Source organism: Nocardioides sp. NPDC054178 (assembly GCF_055585005.1).
In genome coordinates this window covers 171,045-186,630 of sequence record NZ_JBVJKY010000004.1, presented here as the reverse complement: position 1 = coordinate 186,630, position 15,586 = coordinate 171,045, and the positions used below count along the sequence as shown (strand labels likewise).

At 66.1% G+C, this 15,586-nt stretch carries 19 protein-coding genes; 10 read left to right on the top strand and 9 right to left on the bottom strand.

The features are described from left to right. Positions 1 to 35: 35 nt before the first annotated feature. Positions 36 to 830 (bottom strand): helix-turn-helix transcriptional regulator, encoded by a 795-nt coding sequence (locus ACZ6WN_RS16870; protein ID WP_465866109.1) that lies wholly within the window; start codon positions 828 to 830, stop codon positions 36 to 38. Between the two features lie 9 nt (positions 831 to 839). Here ACZ6WN_RS16870 and ACZ6WN_RS16865 point away from each other — a divergent pair, with 9 nt between their 5' ends. Together ACZ6WN_RS16865 and ACZ6WN_RS16860 are read left to right on the top strand one after the other, a co-directional pair. Then, a complete protein-coding gene (locus ACZ6WN_RS16865; RefSeq protein ID WP_465866107.1) occupies positions 840 to 1,214 on the top strand; it encodes a DUF4345 family protein in 375 nt (124 codons plus the stop codon). Positions 1,215 to 1,312: 98 nt separating this feature from the next. Further along, positions 1,313 to 1,795, top strand: a complete 483-nt coding sequence (locus tag ACZ6WN_RS16860; protein WP_465866105.1) for an NUDIX hydrolase — start codon at positions 1,313 to 1,315, stop codon at positions 1,793 to 1,795. On the opposite strand, the gene ACZ6WN_RS16855 is transcribed toward ACZ6WN_RS16860, so the two are convergent. Beyond that, positions 1,758 to 2,474 carry a TetR/AcrR family transcriptional regulator gene (locus ACZ6WN_RS16855; protein ID WP_465866103.1) on the bottom strand — a complete coding sequence of 239 codons (717 nt, stop codon included), beginning with the start codon at positions 2,472 to 2,474 and terminating at the stop codon, positions 1,758 to 1,760. The two genes, ACZ6WN_RS16860 and ACZ6WN_RS16855, sit on opposite strands and share 38 nt — an antisense overlap. 164 nt (positions 2,475 to 2,638) lie before the next feature. Between ACZ6WN_RS16855 and ACZ6WN_RS16850 the strand changes: the two genes are divergently transcribed. After that, complete coding sequence (locus tag ACZ6WN_RS16850; protein ID WP_465866101.1) at positions 2,639 to 3,382, top strand: hypothetical protein; 744 nt, start codon at positions 2,639 to 2,641, stop codon at positions 3,380 to 3,382. 5 nt (positions 3,383 to 3,387) lie between these two features. Then, the gene (locus ACZ6WN_RS16845) at positions 3,388 to 3,870 is read left to right on the top strand and encodes an NUDIX hydrolase (protein ID WP_465866099.1); all 483 of its coding nucleotides are present in this window, start codon (positions 3,388 to 3,390) and stop codon (positions 3,868 to 3,870) included. Here ACZ6WN_RS16845 and ACZ6WN_RS16840 read toward each other — a convergent pair whose 3' ends face one another. Beyond that, positions 3,871 to 4,407 carry an HDIG domain-containing metalloprotein gene (locus ACZ6WN_RS16840; RefSeq protein ID WP_465866607.1) on the bottom strand — a complete coding sequence of 179 codons (537 nt, stop codon included), beginning with the start codon at positions 4,405 to 4,407 and terminating at the stop codon, positions 3,871 to 3,873. It lies immediately after the preceding gene. Positions 4,408 to 4,546: 139 nt separating this feature from the next. Next, complete coding sequence (locus ACZ6WN_RS16835) at positions 4,547 to 5,386, bottom strand: oxidoreductase (protein WP_465866098.1); 840 nt, start codon at positions 5,384 to 5,386, stop codon at positions 4,547 to 4,549. Between the two features lie 201 nt (positions 5,387 to 5,587). On the opposite strand from ACZ6WN_RS16835, the gene ACZ6WN_RS16830 reads away from it, so the two are divergent. Continuing rightward, positions 5,588 to 6,640, top strand: a complete 1,053-nt coding sequence (locus tag ACZ6WN_RS16830) for a helix-turn-helix domain-containing protein (RefSeq protein ID WP_465866097.1) — start codon at positions 5,588 to 5,590, stop codon at positions 6,638 to 6,640. Here ACZ6WN_RS16830 and ACZ6WN_RS16825 read toward each other — a convergent pair whose 3' ends face one another. Both ACZ6WN_RS16825 and ACZ6WN_RS16820 read right to left on the bottom strand, forming a co-directional pair. Continuing rightward, positions 6,641 to 7,018 (bottom strand): nitroreductase family deazaflavin-dependent oxidoreductase, encoded by a 378-nt coding sequence (locus ACZ6WN_RS16825; RefSeq protein WP_465866095.1) that lies wholly within the window; start codon positions 7,016 to 7,018, stop codon positions 6,641 to 6,643. A gap of 1 nt (position 7,019) precedes the next feature. Further along, positions 7,020 to 7,475: a nitroreductase family deazaflavin-dependent oxidoreductase gene (locus ACZ6WN_RS16820; RefSeq protein ID WP_465866606.1), complete on the bottom strand. Its 456-nt coding sequence runs from the start codon at positions 7,473 to 7,475 to the stop codon at positions 7,020 to 7,022. Between the two features lie 78 nt (positions 7,476 to 7,553). Here ACZ6WN_RS16820 and ACZ6WN_RS16815 point away from each other — a divergent pair, with 78 nt between their 5' ends. Then, a complete protein-coding gene (locus ACZ6WN_RS16815) occupies positions 7,554 to 7,937 on the top strand; it encodes an MmcQ/YjbR family DNA-binding protein (protein WP_465866093.1) in 384 nt (127 codons plus the stop codon). 70 nt (positions 7,938 to 8,007) lie between these two features. On the opposite strand, the gene ACZ6WN_RS16810 is transcribed toward ACZ6WN_RS16815, so the two are convergent. Then, positions 8,008 to 9,819, bottom strand: coding sequence for a hypothetical protein (locus ACZ6WN_RS16810; RefSeq protein WP_465866091.1), 1,812 nt, complete (start codon positions 9,817 to 9,819; stop codon positions 8,008 to 8,010). A gap of 502 nt (positions 9,820 to 10,321) precedes the next feature. On the opposite strand from ACZ6WN_RS16810, the gene ACZ6WN_RS16805 reads away from it, so the two are divergent. Next, the gene (locus ACZ6WN_RS16805; protein ID WP_465866605.1) at positions 10,322 to 10,882 is read left to right on the top strand and encodes a tyrosine-type recombinase/integrase; all 561 of its coding nucleotides are present in this window, start codon (positions 10,322 to 10,324) and stop codon (positions 10,880 to 10,882) included. 98 nt (positions 10,883 to 10,980) lie between these two features. Here the strand turns inward: ACZ6WN_RS16805 and ACZ6WN_RS16800 are convergent, their stop codons facing one another. Together ACZ6WN_RS16800 and ACZ6WN_RS16795 are read right to left on the bottom strand one after the other, a co-directional pair. Beyond that, positions 10,981 to 11,508 carry a Pycsar system effector family protein gene (locus tag ACZ6WN_RS16800; RefSeq protein WP_465866089.1) on the bottom strand — a complete coding sequence of 176 codons (528 nt, stop codon included), beginning with the start codon at positions 11,506 to 11,508 and terminating at the stop codon, positions 10,981 to 10,983. Beyond that, complete coding sequence (locus ACZ6WN_RS16795) at positions 11,501 to 11,902, bottom strand: hypothetical protein (protein ID WP_465866087.1); 402 nt, start codon at positions 11,900 to 11,902, stop codon at positions 11,501 to 11,503. Before ACZ6WN_RS16795 ends, ACZ6WN_RS16800 begins: the two co-directional genes overlap by 8 nt. Before the next feature lie 472 nt (positions 11,903 to 12,374). Here ACZ6WN_RS16795 and ACZ6WN_RS16790 point away from each other — a divergent pair, with 472 nt between their 5' ends. The 3 genes from ACZ6WN_RS16790 to ACZ6WN_RS16780 all read left to right on the top strand — a co-directional run bounded on the left by ACZ6WN_RS16790 (position 12,375) and on the right by ACZ6WN_RS16780 (position 15,519). Further along, the gene (locus tag ACZ6WN_RS16790; RefSeq protein ID WP_465866085.1) at positions 12,375 to 13,280 is read left to right on the top strand and encodes a hypothetical protein; all 906 of its coding nucleotides are present in this window, start codon (positions 12,375 to 12,377) and stop codon (positions 13,278 to 13,280) included. A 900-nt stretch (positions 13,281 to 14,180) separates the two neighbouring features. After that, the gene (locus tag ACZ6WN_RS16785; RefSeq protein WP_465866083.1) at positions 14,181 to 14,756 is read left to right on the top strand and encodes a hypothetical protein; all 576 of its coding nucleotides are present in this window, start codon (positions 14,181 to 14,183) and stop codon (positions 14,754 to 14,756) included. A gap of 154 nt (positions 14,757 to 14,910) precedes the next feature. Next, positions 14,911 to 15,519: a hypothetical protein gene (locus ACZ6WN_RS16780; RefSeq protein WP_465866081.1), complete on the top strand. Its 609-nt coding sequence runs from the start codon at positions 14,911 to 14,913 to the stop codon at positions 15,517 to 15,519. The last annotated feature ends 67 nt before the right edge of the window (positions 15,520 to 15,586 follow it).

Below are 15,586 nucleotides of genomic sequence, written 5' to 3'. Positions count from 1 at the left end.
GCGTCACCCGCAGGGGCGCGACGTGCTCGCAACGATCACTGCGGCCCCATCACCACGATGCGGAGTTGGCGAGAGATCAGCTGCGTGGCGGTGAGTCCGAACATCGCTCGGAAGGTGTCGCTGAAATGGCTCGGTGAGGCGAAGCCCGCATCGCTGGCGGCCGTCGACAGATCCGCGCCCTGACTGACGGCGGCTGCGGCGTACCGCATCCTGGCCCAGAGGCGGTAGCGGCGAAAGCTCGTCCCGGCGTGGGCCGAGAAGAGGTGCAGGAAGCGGGACTGGGACAGGTTGACCGCGGCGGCCATCTCCGCCGCGATCCCCCGCTCACCGGGCCGTTCACGGAGAAGCCGCAGGGCGACGCGGATCCGCTCGTCGGTCGGGTTCGCCTCACCGGCATCGAGCAGCCGTCGTCGCAGCATCTCCGGATCCGTGACCGGCCCCTGCCGCCAGTCAGCGACCAGCGCCGCCTCCTCGCGATGGTCATACGCGATCGTGCTCGTCCGGTCGGCCATCTGACCGAGCAGGTGGGTCGTCCCGGCTGCGCCCGGGTCGGCATAGAAGAACAGCATCGACTGCTCCTCCCCCGCGACGATCTGATGGGACGTACGCGCCGGGATCAGCGCACTTCGCGCCGACCGTGTCACTCCCGGACCCGAGCGCAGCACGAAGGGAGCGTCCAGGCCAAGCGCGAAGCAGGTCACCGACCCGGAATGAGTGCCCAGCCGCAGCGACGGCCCCCGATAGGCCGCATGTCCCGACCAGAGCCACACCGTCGGTCGCGCGTCGTCGCAGCACGAATCCGGAAGCGGCTCGGTCGCCATGCGCGTCATGATCCCACGGTGAGCACCGTGGCCAGCCTGACCGTCGCCGTCATCGGCGTCTTCTTCCTCGCCATGGGGACGTACGCCCTGATCACCCCGGGCGCCCTCGTCGCCCCGTTCGGCCTCTCGGCCCGGTCGCCCGAGTCCCGCTCGGAGGTCCGCGCGGTCTACGGCGGGTTCGGCATCGCCATGGCCGCCGTGCTCGGCGCCGCCGCTCTCGACCTCGGCGACGTCCGGGCCGGCGCCGTGACCACCGTCGGCCTCGCCCTCATCGGGATGGCCGGCGGCCGACTCGTCTCGCGCCTGTTCGACACGGCCGTACGCTTCTATCCCATCTGGTTCTACTTCTGGATCGAACTGGTGGCCGGCGCGGCGCTGCTTCTCTGCGCCTGACCTCGGCAGATTCGGCTATGCTCGGCGCCGTGGGATCTCGGCCGACATCAGACGCGTCTGTACAACCGCCACGTCCGCGCGCCCCCAGGCCGGGCAACATGGGCCAGCGAGTCGACTGGCACAACGATCCCTCGGCCCCCGAGGTGAACAGCATCCGACCCAGCGCCGGCGCCTTCGTGCTCGACGACCCGGGCCGGATCCTGCTGATCCGCCGCAACGACACCGGCAACTGGACGATGCCCGGCGGGGCGATGGAGCCCGGCGAGTCGCTGACGGCGGCCGCGGTCCGCGAGACCCTCGAGGAGACCGGCATCACCATCGAGGTGATCGGCCTGGTCGGGATTTGGACCGACCCGCGCCACCGCATCGAGAACACCACCAACGGCGAGGTACGCCAGGAGTGCTCCATCATCTACGCCGGCCGCTATCTCGCCGGCGAGCCGACTCCCTCGGCCGAGAACACCCACGCCGAGTGGGTCTATCCCACGATCGTCCCCAGCCTGCAGATGGACCGCAGCCAGCGCGTACGGATCGACTGGGCCCTCAACCGCAACTTCCCCCACCTCGACCCCAACCCCTGATCCCCTCGGCCGCGGCCGCCGCGCGAACGATCCCCTCCTCCGCCACGCCGCAGATCCGCAGGCAGGTCTCCGCGATCGCCTGCCGGTAGCCACCGGCGACCTCGTCGCCACGGGACCGGATCCGGATCACCACCTCGACCGCCTGGACCAGCAGCCCACCCAGCTGGTCCACGCCCACCGTCGCGGCAACCGTGTCGCTGACGACCGCGGCACCCAGCCGACCGTACGCGGCGACCAGCTCACGAAGCGCAGGCTCGAACTCCCCGAAGACCTCGCTGCTCCTGACATCGGGCATCCGGCAGAGCCTGCCGATGTTGTGCGGCACCGTCGCTAGGGTGTCCGCGTCGATCAACGCGAGAAGGTAGAGCGCCGTCTCCGGGACATCGGCCGGACACTCCAGCTCGATCTCCTCGACCTTCTCCAGGCTCGGCCGCACCGAGAGCTCGAGGAGCTCGGCGAGGATCCCGGGCTTGCCCTCGAAGTGGTAGTAGAGCGACGCCTGCCGGATCCCCACCTTCTCCGCGATGTCCCGCGTCGAGGTCGCCGCGAACCCACGGCCGACGAAGAGCTCCGCCGCCGCGTGAAGGATCTCGTCGCGCGGAGCGGCCGCGCTCACCGCGCGCGGGACCACTCGAGGCCGGCCCGGGCGGGCGGCGCCTGCAGGCGCGTACGTGCTCATCGGGTCCCTCCGCAGGGAGTCGTCTCGGACTGGAAGTCCCCAGCGCTCCGGCGCCGTGTGCGGTCCGGCGCGCCGGGGACTTCAACCACCATCGCCTCGAAACCCGGGACGTTTGCACCTCCCACAAGGGACATATGGGGACGTTTGTCCGCTACGTTGAAGGCATGCCGAATCACAGGCTCCACTCCGCGCTCACCGCGCACGACATGACCACGACGGGGTTGGCCGCTGCCGTCGGCGTGGATCCGAAGAGCGTGGAGCGTTGGCTCACCCAGGACCGCGTACCGCATCGCGGCACCCGCGCTCGCGTCGCGACTGCGCTGGGTCACGACGAGACCTACCTGTGGCCGAGCCTCCGGATGGGTCCGGGCACGACCGCCGCGACGTCCTCGGAGCTGGTCACCGTGTGGCCAACACGAGACAGCATCCCCGGCGACGTGTGGCGGACGATGTCCTCACGCGTCAGCCGCCGACTCGATGTGCTGGTCTATTCCGGCGGTTTCGTGGTCGAGGCCTTCGGGATGCCGCGCGAGATCAGGCGAATGGCCGCCGGCGACGGCCTGGTCCGGATCCTGCTCGGCGACCCCGACTCCGAAGAGGTCCGGCGCCGGGGCGTGGCAGAGGGCCTTCCGACCCTCCCCGCTCGTGCGGCCTCGACACTGGACTACCTCCGTGACGTACGCGCGCTTCCCGGCGTCGAGGTGCGGGTCCATGACGTGCCTTTGTACGCCTCGATCTACCGGTTCGACGACGACATGCTCGTCAATCCGCACACCCATGGCATCGGCGCCAAGGACTCGCCGGTGTTCCACTACGAGCGGGTCGGAAGCGGCGGACTGTTCGGCTACTACGAGAAGGCCTTCGACCGTGTCTGGGAGACAGGCCGGCCACCCGCCCCCATAGGCTGAGTCGCATGGGCCGACGAATCGACTGGTACGACGACCCCTCCGCTCCCGAGGTCAACAGCGTCAAACCGAGCGCCGGCGCGTTCGTACGCGACGACCTCGGCCGCATCCTGTTGATCCGCCGTGACGACAACGGCAACTGGTCGATGCCGGGCGGGGCGATGGACCCGGGTGAGTCTCTGACGGCGTGTGCGGTCCGCGAGACGCTCGAGGAGACCGGCATCAGCATCGAGGTGACGGGCCTGGTCGGGATCTGGACGGACCCGCGCCATCGCATCGAGTACACCTCTGACGGCGAGGTCCGTCAGGAGTTCACCATCATCTACACCGGCCGCTACCTCGCCGGCGAACCCACTCCTTCAGCGGAGAGCACCCACGTCGAATGGGTCTCCCCCGAGATCGTCCCGAGCCTCCAGATGGACCGGAGCCAGCGCGTACGGATCGACTGGGCCCTCAGCCACAGTGACCCACACGTGGACCCCAACCCCTGATCACCCAGCGCTCACAAGACGGTCCTCGACCCGACGCACTGTCTCGATGAGCTCGCCACGCGCGGCATCCACGAAACGGCCGACGACATCGGCTGACCCATAGCGGGCCTGGATCTCGGCAAGGCGATCCGTCACCGTCACGCGCTCACCTCCCGGACCCGTCGTCATGTCGCAGAAGCACAACGCGTCCTCGAGCTCGGGAGACGGGCGTGGGAACTCGCCGAGCGCGTCGCTCAACCCGCGCAGCCCAGCCTCGAAACTGCTGCATGAGTGGTGCGCCACCAGACGTACGACTTCCTCGTCCCAACCCATGCGCCTCAGAAAGCGGGCGCCATCAACGGGATGGAAGCCTGTCTCACGCAGCTCCTCGGCATAGCCGATGTCATGGAGCCACGCCGCAGCAACCAGTGTCTCGGCGTCCAAGCCTGTCTTCGCTGCGACGCCATCAGCCGCCGCGGCCACCGCCTGCACATGCGACCAGCGGCGCCCGAGTGGCGCCACGAGACGACGCGCCTCGCTGCTGGCTCTCATCACCATGCTGGACACCCGAATGAGCCTAGTGCCGGCACATGATCAAGCCGTACGCAGCAACCTGAACTCATGCCGCTGCTGCAGCATATGCAGCACCAACTTGGCCGGACCGCCTCAGCTGCCTGTCGACCCAACCCTGCGAGCGCTAGCTCGACGGTACGCCGGTGACTCGGCGCATCATCGCGTCGTAGGTGCGGTCGGGGAGGACGTCGTGCATGAAGATGATCGGCTTGGCACCGAAGCCGACGGCGTACCGGGTCTTGGGCTTGCGGGCGGCCACGGCCTTGCGGATGGTGCGTCCGATCAGCTCGGGTGGCGATGATCGCCTCTGGGTCGACTCCGAGGACAGCGAGTTGGCAACGGCGTTGCCCTGGGGTGCATACGGGCCTTCGGAGGACACGGCGCGGACCTTGTCGGCGGCGATGCCTGCCCACTCGGTCTTGATACCGCCGGGCTCGATGATGATGACGTCGATGCCGAAGGGCTTGACCTCCACTCGGAGGCAGTCGCTGATGGCCTCCAGCGCGAACTTGGTGGCGTGGTACCAAGCACCGAGCGGGGTGTGGACCTTGCCGCCCATCGAGGTGATGTTGACGATCTTGCCCGAACGCTGGCCACGCATGTGCGGAAGGACGAGCTGGGTCAGTCGGGCGGCACCGAAGACGTTGACCTCGAACTGGTAGCGGGCCTCCTCGATCGGTACGTCTTCGAGGGCGCCGTAGGAGCCGTAGCCGGCGTTGTTGACCAGGACGTCGATGCGACCGGTCTCGTCGATGATCCGCCCGACGCCGGCGATCAGGGAGGGGTCGTCGGTGACGTCCATGCTGATCGGGCGGATGCCGAAGCTCTTGAGGTGCTCCATGCGTTCGACGCGGCGTGCTGCGGCGTAGACGGTGTAGCCCGCCTCGGCGAGCTCGAGTGCGGTGGCCTCGCCGATGCCGGAGGATGCTCCGGTGACGAGGGCGACCTTGGTGGTGGCGGTCATGGTGGTCCCTTCGGATGCTGTTGATCGGCAGAGGATTGCGGATCCTGGACACCCTCAACGCTAGGGACGAAGCCGCGCCGATCCTCTAGCCGAAGGCGCCGTTCCACCTGCAGTTCCCGCCACCGGCGGCCTGGCGCGAATTGCAGGTGATGTGGCACCACAGGCAAGCCGGCTCGCCTCGGTCGTTCGTAGACTGACCTCGTGGCAGGCACACGCTTCGATCTCGAACCCAGCATCAAGGCGCTGCTGCGCGACCTCGACATCCCGGTGTCGCGGGTGCTGCGCCGGGCGGAGCTGCCCGCGGACCTGTTCGCCCAACGGCCCATCGAGCTGAGCGTCGCGGAGTACTACCGCTTCTGGAAGGCGATCGACGCCGAAGCAGCGGCCGCAGGACGGGCAGACCTGGCGGTCGAGATCGGCAACGCCATCTCGGTGGAGATGTTCGCCCCACCCATCTTCGCCGCGCTGTGCAGCCCCGACCTGGCCACCGCCGCGACCCGCCTCGCCACACACAAGCCGCTCATCGGGCCGCTGCGCATCGACGTCGACTCCGACGACGCCGGACGACTCACCATCACCTATCGCTGGCCCCCGGGCGAGGACGTACCGCCGCTCCTGGCGACCGCCGAGCTCGTCTTCTGGGTGGCACTGGCTCGGATCGGGACTCGCGAGGCCGTCCGACCGGTCGTCGTCACGGCGCCGACCTGGGTGCCGCGCACCGAGGCGCTGCGATCCCACCTCTGCACTCGCATCCTCACCAGCGAGACGTTCTCCATCAGCTTCACCGCGCTCGACGCCAAGCGTCCGTTCCTGACCGAGAACGACCAGATGTGGCGGGTCTTCGCACCCGACCTGCGACGCCGGCTCTTCGACCTCCAGGCGACCGCATCCGTAGCCGACCGCGTGCGCGCGGCGCTGCTGGAGACCCTCCCCGGTGGCGACCCCTCCATCGCAGCCGTCACCGGCGAGCTGGCCGTGAGCTCGCGGACGCTTCAACGCCAGCTCCGCGACGAAGGGACCACCTTCCAGACCGTCTTGGCCGACACCCGCCACGACCTGGCTCGCCACTACCTCCGCCAAGACAACCTCCGCACCTCCGAGATCGCCTACCTGCTCGGATACGCCGACACCAACTCCTTCTACCGGGCGTTCAAGACCTGGACCGGGACCACCCCCGAAGCCGCACGACTCGAACGAGCCCCGTCGGTCGCCGGTCGGCCTGCGATGCCGAGCCACGAGGCCGACGCACGATGATCAGGCCGTACGCAGCAGCCTGAACTCGTGCCGCTGCAGCACCTGCAGCACCAGCTTGGCCGGATAGCCGAAGGCGTCGCGACCGGCCTCGGACGGATAGGGCTCGATCGCGGACACCTGATGCCACTGGCCGTCGACCAGCAGCTCACAGCCACCGGCGGCGACGATGTTGCGATACCAGTTGACGTCCTCGCCGTACGTCAGCTCCGCGATGAACCCCTCCGGCACCCGCGCGACCATGATCGGCGTCTCGTACGTCTTCCCCGACTTCCGTCCCACATGCCGCACGAGCGAGAACGGCCCGTGCCCCGAGCGAGCGACCCGGGTCGTCACCCGGTTGAGCGAGTTCTTCAACAGCCACAGCCACCTGCGACGCATCTCAGCCTCCTACGAGCTTCAGGTTCACCATCGGCAGTCCTTCGACCTCATGACCGACCGCCGCCTCGATCGCACCGCGCAGCCGCTGCCAGGCCTTCGGGTGTGCCTGCTGATAACGACCCAGCGCAGCAGCGGACTCCTCCTCGGAGAGGAACCGTGCCCGCGCCGTGACGCCGGCGCGCGCCCCGATGCTGACGCGACACGAGGGCTCGGCCAGGAGGTTCTGGTACCACTGCGCACCCTCGCCGAAGCCGCTCACCACCACGATCTCATCCGCGCTCGGCCGCTCGACGACCTCGAGGCACACGTACCGCGAGACCCCCGATCGGCGGCCGACATGCTCGAGCATCAGCATCCGGGACCCGAAGAGCCAGCCGCCGTTGTGGCGATAGAGCCAGATCGGAGCACGTACGACCGCCCGGGTCCGCAGCAGCCGGGACACGACCGAGTCGATCATGGACGTCACCGAACCGACCTTACCGACGGGCTCGGTCGATCTCGCCCGAACCGGTGGCACCGGAGTTACGCTCCAAGGATGGCAACGCTCGAAGACCTCGCCCGGATCATCGCCGAGCTGCCCGAGGCCACCGAGGGCGAGCACCACGGACACCCGACCTGGTCCGTACGCGGCAAGAGCATCGCCTGGCTGCGCCCGTTCAGCAAGGCCGACATCAAGCGCTTCGGCGACCAGACCCCACCCGCCCAGCCGATCCTCGCGGTCAACACCGCCGACCTGCACGAAAAGGAAGGCGTCCTCGCCGCCGGCATCGACGGCGTCTTCACCATCGAGCACTTCAACAACTACCCCGCAGTGCTCATCGAGCTCAGCGTCATCGACCCAGGCGACCTCCGCGACCTACTGGTCGACGCCTGGCTCGCCGCCGCCCCAGCTGAGTTGGTCGAAGCGTTCGACGGCTAAGTGCTGGCTCGCGGTCCGCGTCCGTAGCTGAGCGCGACACACCGCCCAGAATGGGGCACCACCAGGATGCTCAGATGAGATCGACGTCCACGGGTGACGTCGACCAAGAGATGACGGTTTGCAAGGTCTGTCGTTCGCTCTGGCCCGCGGGCTGGTCGGCCAACTGGAGTCGTGCGAACCTCACGTAACCGCGCACGAGGTTCTCTGCCTCTTGATCTTCGACCTCATTCGCAAGCTTGCGAAGCAGTCGGAAACGACGGAACTTTTCAAGGGTGTCGAGATCAATGGCCTCGACCAACTGAGTCGCTGTCCACTTTCGGAACGCTCGCTCGGGAAGCCATGGGGCGCCTTCTTCTGACCGCCAAGACCACTGGACGCGCATGAGCGCGATCTGTTTGGCAAAGTCGTCTGAGGTTTCACGGAAGAGGGCATAGGGCTCGATCGGGCAACTCCAGATAGCCCCATTCAGAGGCGCCACCCGGATCGTCGCAAACGATCCAGGCGGCAATGACGGCAACAACGCCCCAATGGCAACGGTGAAGCCACGGATGTCACCAGGTAGATCGACCTCCAACGTGCCGTCAGCGACGCGAACCGAGTCGTAACGAATACCGAAGGATGTAAGTACAAGCTCAGCGGTTTCCGTTGGCGAGAAGCCCAACGCGTCTAGCCCTGTGTCATCCGGTTCCGCCCAGCCCTTTGCTGAGCAGACGATCTGAATCGACATGAGACCAGCAAGGGTGGACTCGACGGCATGGAAGGTTGAGTCGATGAGATCGGTGTATGAGTATTCCCTCCGGCCCGAACTCAGGTCAGTGGTCAAGCGCTCGGCCTCGTATGTGATGGCCTTGTGGGAGTGGGCAGTCCTTAGGTGATCGTCGAGTCCATCAAACAAGTCGCGAGACGTGGGATTCGACTGTGCCTTGCGAAGGTGCTCGGTCGAGTTCCCGCCGCGCAGTGAGGCGTATGGAGCCTTCTTCTGCCCGGCAGCCGTCAGGAAAGGAATGGCCAGCACCCGGCCTGCAGACTCGACGAGAGTCGCATGAAGTTCCACCACCGCCCTCGCGGATTGCCGCTGGTGGGCAGCCGCCGCGATCGCGGCCTGACACGCGACCCCGCTGTCAAAGATCTCCAAGCGCAGGCGCCTAGCGTCCGCCTGAAAGTCGGAGTCACGCATCATCAGCCGGATGCGCTCGTCGGCGGCGAGCAAAAGTGCGACCCCCTCGCGAACCTTCTTGTTGAAGTCGTCAGGAGAGAGGAACAGATCGACGAATGCCGCATTTAGGCCGTAGCTGATCGCGGCGTCCGGGCCGGCCTGCACGCCAGCCACCTCAGCCACTCGCGGTTGCAGCTTTGACACCAAGGTCACGAGGGAGTCAGCACCCGTCGCGCTGAAGCACTCAGCAATCAGGAGCCCAAGACTTTCCTGTACTGACGACGCGGACGTCATGGCGTGCTGGCGAGCTAGCCAATCATTCAAGCGCTCGCACAAGGAGGCGAGTTCGTCAAGAGCGTCTTGAGCACGGCTGGCCGCCACCTGCGCCTCGATCGGCGTGCCGGCGAGCAGAGCCGTTGCATAGTGCTCCACCATGCGCAGGCAAGCATCGGCCATATCTTGGGCCGCCCTGACACCGCGTGCAAAGGGTCGGGTCGCATCTAGGCCAGCGAGATCCCCTCGCAGCCGCGCAAGGCTTCGTCCGGATGCGAGAAGCGCGTCGCAATTTTGAAAGTCCGAGTCGGTCGCCGCGTGAAGCCCGGTCCAGAAGCTCGTGAGCCACTCGGCGAGTTCGCGCGACTCCTCCAACTGTTTGTCAGTGGCGGAAGCAGACGCACCACGCGCCTCGACGGCACCGGCAACCGTCTCCAGGAGACTCGTGGCCACGACACGACGCCGCTGACCAACCGGGTCAGTCTCCCAGCGGGCCGGCCTCTCGCCGCAGTCGGGGCATTCGACCGCCCGGATCCGCGGAGTCCCGCAGCGGCTGCATGTGATCTGGGCGAAGGACAACGAAAACTTGTGGATGCTCAGGAGGTCCCTCCAAGGTTGAACGCGTTGGACGCCTTGAGCATGACGCATCCCGCCGACAGCCGCTGCGCAATGTGCCCCAATCCGCCGCCAGCGGCGCTCGCCCCAACGTCGCTAGCGTTGATCTATCCGAGCGCCTTGCCGTGTTGGCGGCGAGCATGGCCAGGCCTCGCTGTGGGTCGTCGCACGAGGTGTCGCATGTCCACCACCACGTCGAAGCTGCTGCCGTCCCAGCCACCGTCGATGACGACCGCCGAGCTACGGGGTCCGGGGGCTACTTCCGGTTCGCCCACGTCGACGGACTGATTCCGGCTGACCGCGCCGTCTACGCACGGCTGCCCAAGGTGCACGCAGACGAATCCCGAGCCCAAGGTCTCGACCGGCTCGAGCTGATCCGCTTCCTTCAGGTCGCCCAGGCCATCACTGTTCACCACGGTGCCCCGGCCTACATGTTGGGCATCAACGCGCTACGTGCCTCCGAAGCGGCAGCGGTCCGGATCGAGGACTTCGCCGAGACACTGCGGGGCCACCGCGTGCTCCACCTCGTCGGCAAGGGCGACAAGCCCGCGACCATGCCGATAACCGTCCCCGTCCTCCGCGTCCTGGATGCCTGCCGCGGCGAACGGACCACTGGACGACTCATCTTGCGACCCATGTCGGGCAATCCGATCGACCGACCCGACGCGTACCGGATGGTCACCCGGGTCGCAAAGCTGCCGGAATCCCTCGGCACATCAGCCCGCACTCGTTACGCCACGCAGCGATCACCAACGCCCTCGACGCCGGCGTCCCGCTCCGCGACGCCCAGATCCTGGCCCGGCACGCCGACCCCAGAACCACCGAACACTACGACCGCGCCCGCGGAAACCTCGACCGACACGGAGTCCACTTCCTCACCGCCTACGTCGCCGGCGTCTGACCGCTCAGCAAGGCATGGCAACTTCGCCCACAAAGACGCAGCGAAAGTGCGGCACGGAGTTCGCATGACGACGGCATCTTGGTTGACGACAGAGGCGATCAGGCAGTCAGAACGACGATTACTGCGATCGCGAGCACGGTCGCCGCAGCCAGCTCGGCCCTAACTGCACGCTTGAAATGGTCGGCCTTCTTCTTGTTGCCTGTCCGGGCCCCTTTGATGACTTCGACCAGCGCGGCAGCAATCTTCGGTTCCGCGTCCGAAGCAGGCGCACTGAACGCCTCGGGGGTCGCGACGGCTTGTAGCGACTTGACGCCCAACTCCGAGTAGGTGGCAGGTGCCGCAGCCCATAGGGCGAACAAGATCGCGAGCAGGAAGCAGAAGACCGCCAGAACCAGCAGCCCCTTGGAAAGGTCGGGCAGGTCGTAGGTGTTGGATTTGGTCGCCAGAGCACCCAACGCGAACAGGAGAGTGGTTAGCGTTCCGGCGCTGGTGATGACCGTGTTCGCGCGTGCTTCGAGGGCGGCCTTGGTCGCCCGCTCCTCCGCCAGTTGATCCTCGATCAACTTCAGGGCCGCGGCCGACGCCAGGGCCGGCTTGTCACCGTCCCCTTGTTGGAGGTTAGTCATCTGAGGCCTCGCGTATCTCGGCGACCGAGACAATCACAGCCCAGTCGCCTTCGTCCTCGAGAACGGTCACATCGACCGCTCCTAAGGCTTCGGGCTCAGCCACGGCCGTGCCTTCCACTGCGTCTGGGGCCTCGATAACGGGGCCGATGCGCAGTCCCTCGTCGCCAGGCAAGGGCTTCAGAATCACCAGGGTAAGGTTTTCGCCTTCGTCATGAGGGTCGCCCAGCTCGTCGCGATGGATCTTGAGTACCTGACCGATCTCGATGTCTGGGAACGCCTTGAGGACCGGCCCAGTTTCGAGGTCCGGGAAACCCTTGGGGACCCGCCCAGTTTCGAGGTCCGGGAACCCCTTCAACACCTTCTCCGTGCCCAGGGTAGGAAAGTCGCCGTCCAACAGAGCCTCCAGTTCTCGACCCGGCTGCGCTACGCCAACGAGATCAAGCCATCTTGCCTACCTGATCACGCATTGGGAATAGCCCGAGCGAGCCATCGACACGGCCATCGCTACCGTCCAGCCAAATGCACACGCCCCCGGGTCGTCGGCAGGAATTGCAACCAAGTCTCGACTATTGGCCATTGCGCCGCTCCTGTGACCAACTGCTCGGTCGATCTTGCTGCCAGCGCCGAGCTCTCACCGCTGACAGGGATGGGACTGACCCTGACGGAACCACACCTTGGCCCCAGCGGACGATGAGTTGGAGCCTTGATGCGTGGTGCGCTGCGGACAGCGCGCGGATCTATCGCCATTAGCGCTTCGCACCTGCGTTATCCCGCCGCGACGACACCCTGCGCGAGATCGACGCGAAGTTGCAGCGGGTTGTTGCCCCGTGGATCGGCGCCGGACGGCAGTACGGGAACATATAGGGATGGTTGCCGTAAAGGTTGACGTCGGACGGGAACGCGGCAGCGACGATGGATCGCGGCGATTCCTGCCCGACGCCGTCTCGTTCGACACGCGCCCGATGCTGCTGGCGACCGTCATCCAAGACGATTGGGAACCAGACATCCGGCAGCAGTGGCAGACCAACCAAGCACATGTCCGCCAAGGGCTCATCCACGAGTTCGGCGCAGACGACTACGAGCAGAAGATCCAGAACTTCATCGACCTCGGGACCGCCCCGTGGTCCGTTGTCGCGCTCCACAACCTCTACCTGAGCCAAGTCCGCAATGCCTTCGTGGCAACGCAGTACTACCCCGCTCTGCTCGGTGCCTGCGGGCTCGGCGAGCGCATCCTGAACCAGTTGGTTCTCACGCTGCGCGAGGACTATGCCGACCACGAGGCGACACGACACGTCGCTAACAAGAAGGCGCTGGACGACTGGAAGAAGTGCGTCCGCACATTGCGTGAGTGGGGCGTCTTCGATGAGGACACAGCCCGCCTCTACCTGAGCCTGATGGAGAAGCGGCACGCTGCCGTTCACTATCGTTCGGACCTTGACAGCGGGGATGCTCGCGATGAAGCGTTGGCCGCTGTCACGCAGCTCTGTGAGCTGGTCCAGCGCATCTTCACTCCGATCGGCGACAGCCCTTACTACTTCAACGGGCCCATCGGACGGTCGTACGTCCGACGAGATGCAGAGGCAGTTCCGTTCGTGCGCCGGTTCATCCTTCCAGCATGTGTCCTCGTAAGTCCCATCTACCGATTCGTCGGCACCGGAGCCGGGCTGGACGTCTACGATGACCCGGACTACGGCGCCGGCCAGCCAGACCTCAGCGACGACGAGTTCGCGGATCCTGCACGGGCCACGCCGCAAGTGGCCCATCCGTTCTGAGTATGCGGCCGTGGCTGGGCTGACCCTGGCTGGCTACGCCCGGCCCGCGCTCCGGACGAGTGCGGCACACGAACGACCCAGCGGCTCTCGGTGCAGCGCTGGTTCCTAGCCTGCGGCGCGCGAGCAGGTGTCCACCATTCACGCGCCGCACTGGGGTGCGTCATAACGCCGCGAGCCGGGCGTCCGAACCGTCCCATATCTGCGCCGACGGCATTACTCTTCGATGAGCACGTATCCCCGTCGTTTGCTCTCGAGCAGGTTCCGTCCGAGCTCGCTACTCACACGAGCATCGATGTCGGGAGGAATCGGACACCCACCCCCGCCTCCGAAGCCCTGGGGCGCCTGGGCCTCACATCTCAACTCCGGAGGCAGGCCACGGCCCGTGGGCCTACACATCTCATGCTCGTGGCCAGAGCGACAGATGAACTTCACTCGAACGCGGTGCGGATCAGGCAACGGTGCCTCCTTCGATTGCTCCTCTAATTGCAGGAGGAAGGAGAGGCCGCTCTGATACTCGGCGACACCGTCTTCCCCGCGGTCCGCTACTGCCGAAGGATGCGTCAGTCCGCCGCGAACTGGCGACGGCCGAACGCTATTCGGGACAGCGATCGACTCCCGATGCCATTGGACGCGGCGCAGGACGGGTCTGACGATCGCATCAGTTCACGGTGCACGCCAATCTCGCCAGTCACCTTTCTATCTCGTGACGCCAACAGGCCTCACCTCGTGATGAGCCCAACGACATTCCAGTCGTGCTTCACGGCTCTGACGATCCCCCAAACCTGGTAAAGCCTCGACCGACTCAGCGCCGAAAGGACGCCGATCTCTAGGCTGCAAAGAGCCACCCCGGTCCGATTCTGCCGATCTCTGGGGGAGGTCCTCACCAAGAGGGAGCACCCCATGTCCGTACTCGCAGCTGGAGCCTTGACCATCAATCTGGTCATGGTGCGTACGGCGGAGGAGACTGCCAACTCCGGAGGCAGCCTGATGGACGATCTGGAGTGGAAGCACGTCTTCGGGCTTGTCATCCTCGGGTTCGCGGCCATCTGCCTCGCGATGCAGTTTATTGCCATCGTCAAGCCACCTGCTGGCACGAGCGAGGAGGCGAAGAAGAAGCTCCAAGAAGCTGCCGACAAGGTCGTGCATGCGGCCGACAAGATCCGGGGCGCGGCCGGCAACCTCACCGATGCTCGAGGAATGCTCGGCTCGCGTCCGAGGCGCCATGCCTTCCAGCCGACGGAGGACGCGCAAGGTCTGATCGATCAGATCGCCGAGCAAGAAGTGACTGCCAAGACCGACGCCGCCGAAGCAAAGGTGCAGGCTGAGGAGGCGAAGAAGGAGGTCAAAGACACCGGCTCGTCGCTTGCGGACCTTGCCAATTCCGTTGCCGGGAAGTTCCCACTAGTCGGTGCATCCCTGCTGTTCACCCTTGTCGGGGCGTGGGTAGGCGACTTCGTCACTATTGACCTCGGTTGAGGTAGAGGCGTCTCAACGCTTCGGAAGACGGCTCGCGGGGACATTGAATCATTCGGACGCGAGGCGGTTGCTCTCCGGCATCGAGGCCGGGACCTGAATGTCGGAGTCCCGGTCATCAACGCAAACCCGCAATGGAGCCGAGGATAGTTTGACTGTGGATGCGGACTGGGTCAGCGGACTTGCCGCTGCTGGGGCGTTGGTGATCTCGATCATCGCCCTACTCCTCCAGTGGCGCCAGCATGCGGAACAACTGGCGGTTCAAGAGCGAATGACCCGGATCGAGGAAGCGCGGCGTCTCGATGAGGTCGCCGCCGCGGCTGAGGTGCAGCGGGCCAGCGCGGTCGCCGACGTCCGAGTGGTGTCGTTCGACTTGGAAAGGCCTGGGGGCGCGCAGGCATCAGACAAGGTAAGCATCACGATTGTTAACCACGGCCCAGCCGAAGCACGCGGGATTGACGTCGCGATCATGGAGAGCGAGGACCGAGTTGCTGCCCAAAGGCTCGTTGAACTCACAGAGTCGACGCACTTGGTTGGCGGCCACAGCGGCGAATCTCCGCTGGGCTACTACCAGATTCCTTGGGAACTCCCGATCCCCCGGCCGGTAGCCCATCTCTCACCTGGGCAGGAGTTGATTCTACCGTTCTGGCTTCGCTACCGCGCGTACGGGCAGAACCAGATCCGAGTCGAATGGTCTGACGATCGTGGGCCCCAAGTGGCGACGTGCGCAGTGCCGTTCAACGTGGAGGCGCGATACCGCTATTGACCGAGGACGAAGCTGCCATCGTCGCGACGCACCGGTCCGGTCTGAGCGAGTCTTTCCGCCGCGAGTG

Excerpts from the sequence above, each read along its gene's own strand:
- ACZ6WN_RS16785 (WP_465866083.1), top strand. The coding sequence starts at position 14,181 with ATGTCCGTACTCGCAGCTGGAGCCTTGACCATCAATCTGGTCATGGTG.
- ACZ6WN_RS16850 (WP_465866101.1), top strand. The coding sequence starts at position 2,639 with ATGCCGAATCACAGGCTCCACTCCGCGCTCACCGCGCACGACATGACC.
- ACZ6WN_RS16820 (WP_465866606.1), bottom strand. The coding sequence starts at position 7,475 with ATGATCGACTCGGTCGTGTCCCGGCTGCTGCGGACCCGGGCGGTCGTA.
- ACZ6WN_RS16815 (WP_465866093.1), top strand. The coding sequence starts at position 7,554 with ATGGCAACGCTCGAAGACCTCGCCCGGATCATCGCCGAGCTGCCCGAG.
- ACZ6WN_RS16855 (WP_465866103.1), bottom strand. The coding sequence starts at position 2,474 with ATGAGCACGTACGCGCCTGCAGGCGCCGCCCGCCCGGGCCGGCCTCGA.
- ACZ6WN_RS16840 (WP_465866607.1), bottom strand. The coding sequence starts at position 4,407 with ATGGTGATGAGAGCCAGCAGCGAGGCGCGTCGTCTCGTGGCGCCACTC.
- ACZ6WN_RS16790 (WP_465866085.1), top strand. The coding sequence starts at position 12,375 with ATGGTTGCCGTAAAGGTTGACGTCGGACGGGAACGCGGCAGCGACGAT.
- ACZ6WN_RS16800 (WP_465866089.1), bottom strand. The coding sequence starts at position 11,508 with ATGACTAACCTCCAACAAGGGGACGGTGACAAGCCGGCCCTGGCGTCG.
- ACZ6WN_RS16870 (WP_465866109.1), bottom strand. The coding sequence starts at position 830 with ATGACGCGCATGGCGACCGAGCCGCTTCCGGATTCGTGCTGCGACGAC.
- ACZ6WN_RS16825 (WP_465866095.1), bottom strand. The coding sequence starts at position 7,018 with ATGCGTCGCAGGTGGCTGTGGCTGTTGAAGAACTCGCTCAACCGGGTG.
- ACZ6WN_RS16860 (WP_465866105.1), top strand. The coding sequence starts at position 1,313 with ATGGGCCAGCGAGTCGACTGGCACAACGATCCCTCGGCCCCCGAGGTG.
- ACZ6WN_RS16835 (WP_465866098.1), bottom strand. The coding sequence starts at position 5,386 with ATGACCGCCACCACCAAGGTCGCCCTCGTCACCGGAGCATCCTCCGGC.
- ACZ6WN_RS16845 (WP_465866099.1), top strand. The coding sequence starts at position 3,388 with ATGGGCCGACGAATCGACTGGTACGACGACCCCTCCGCTCCCGAGGTC.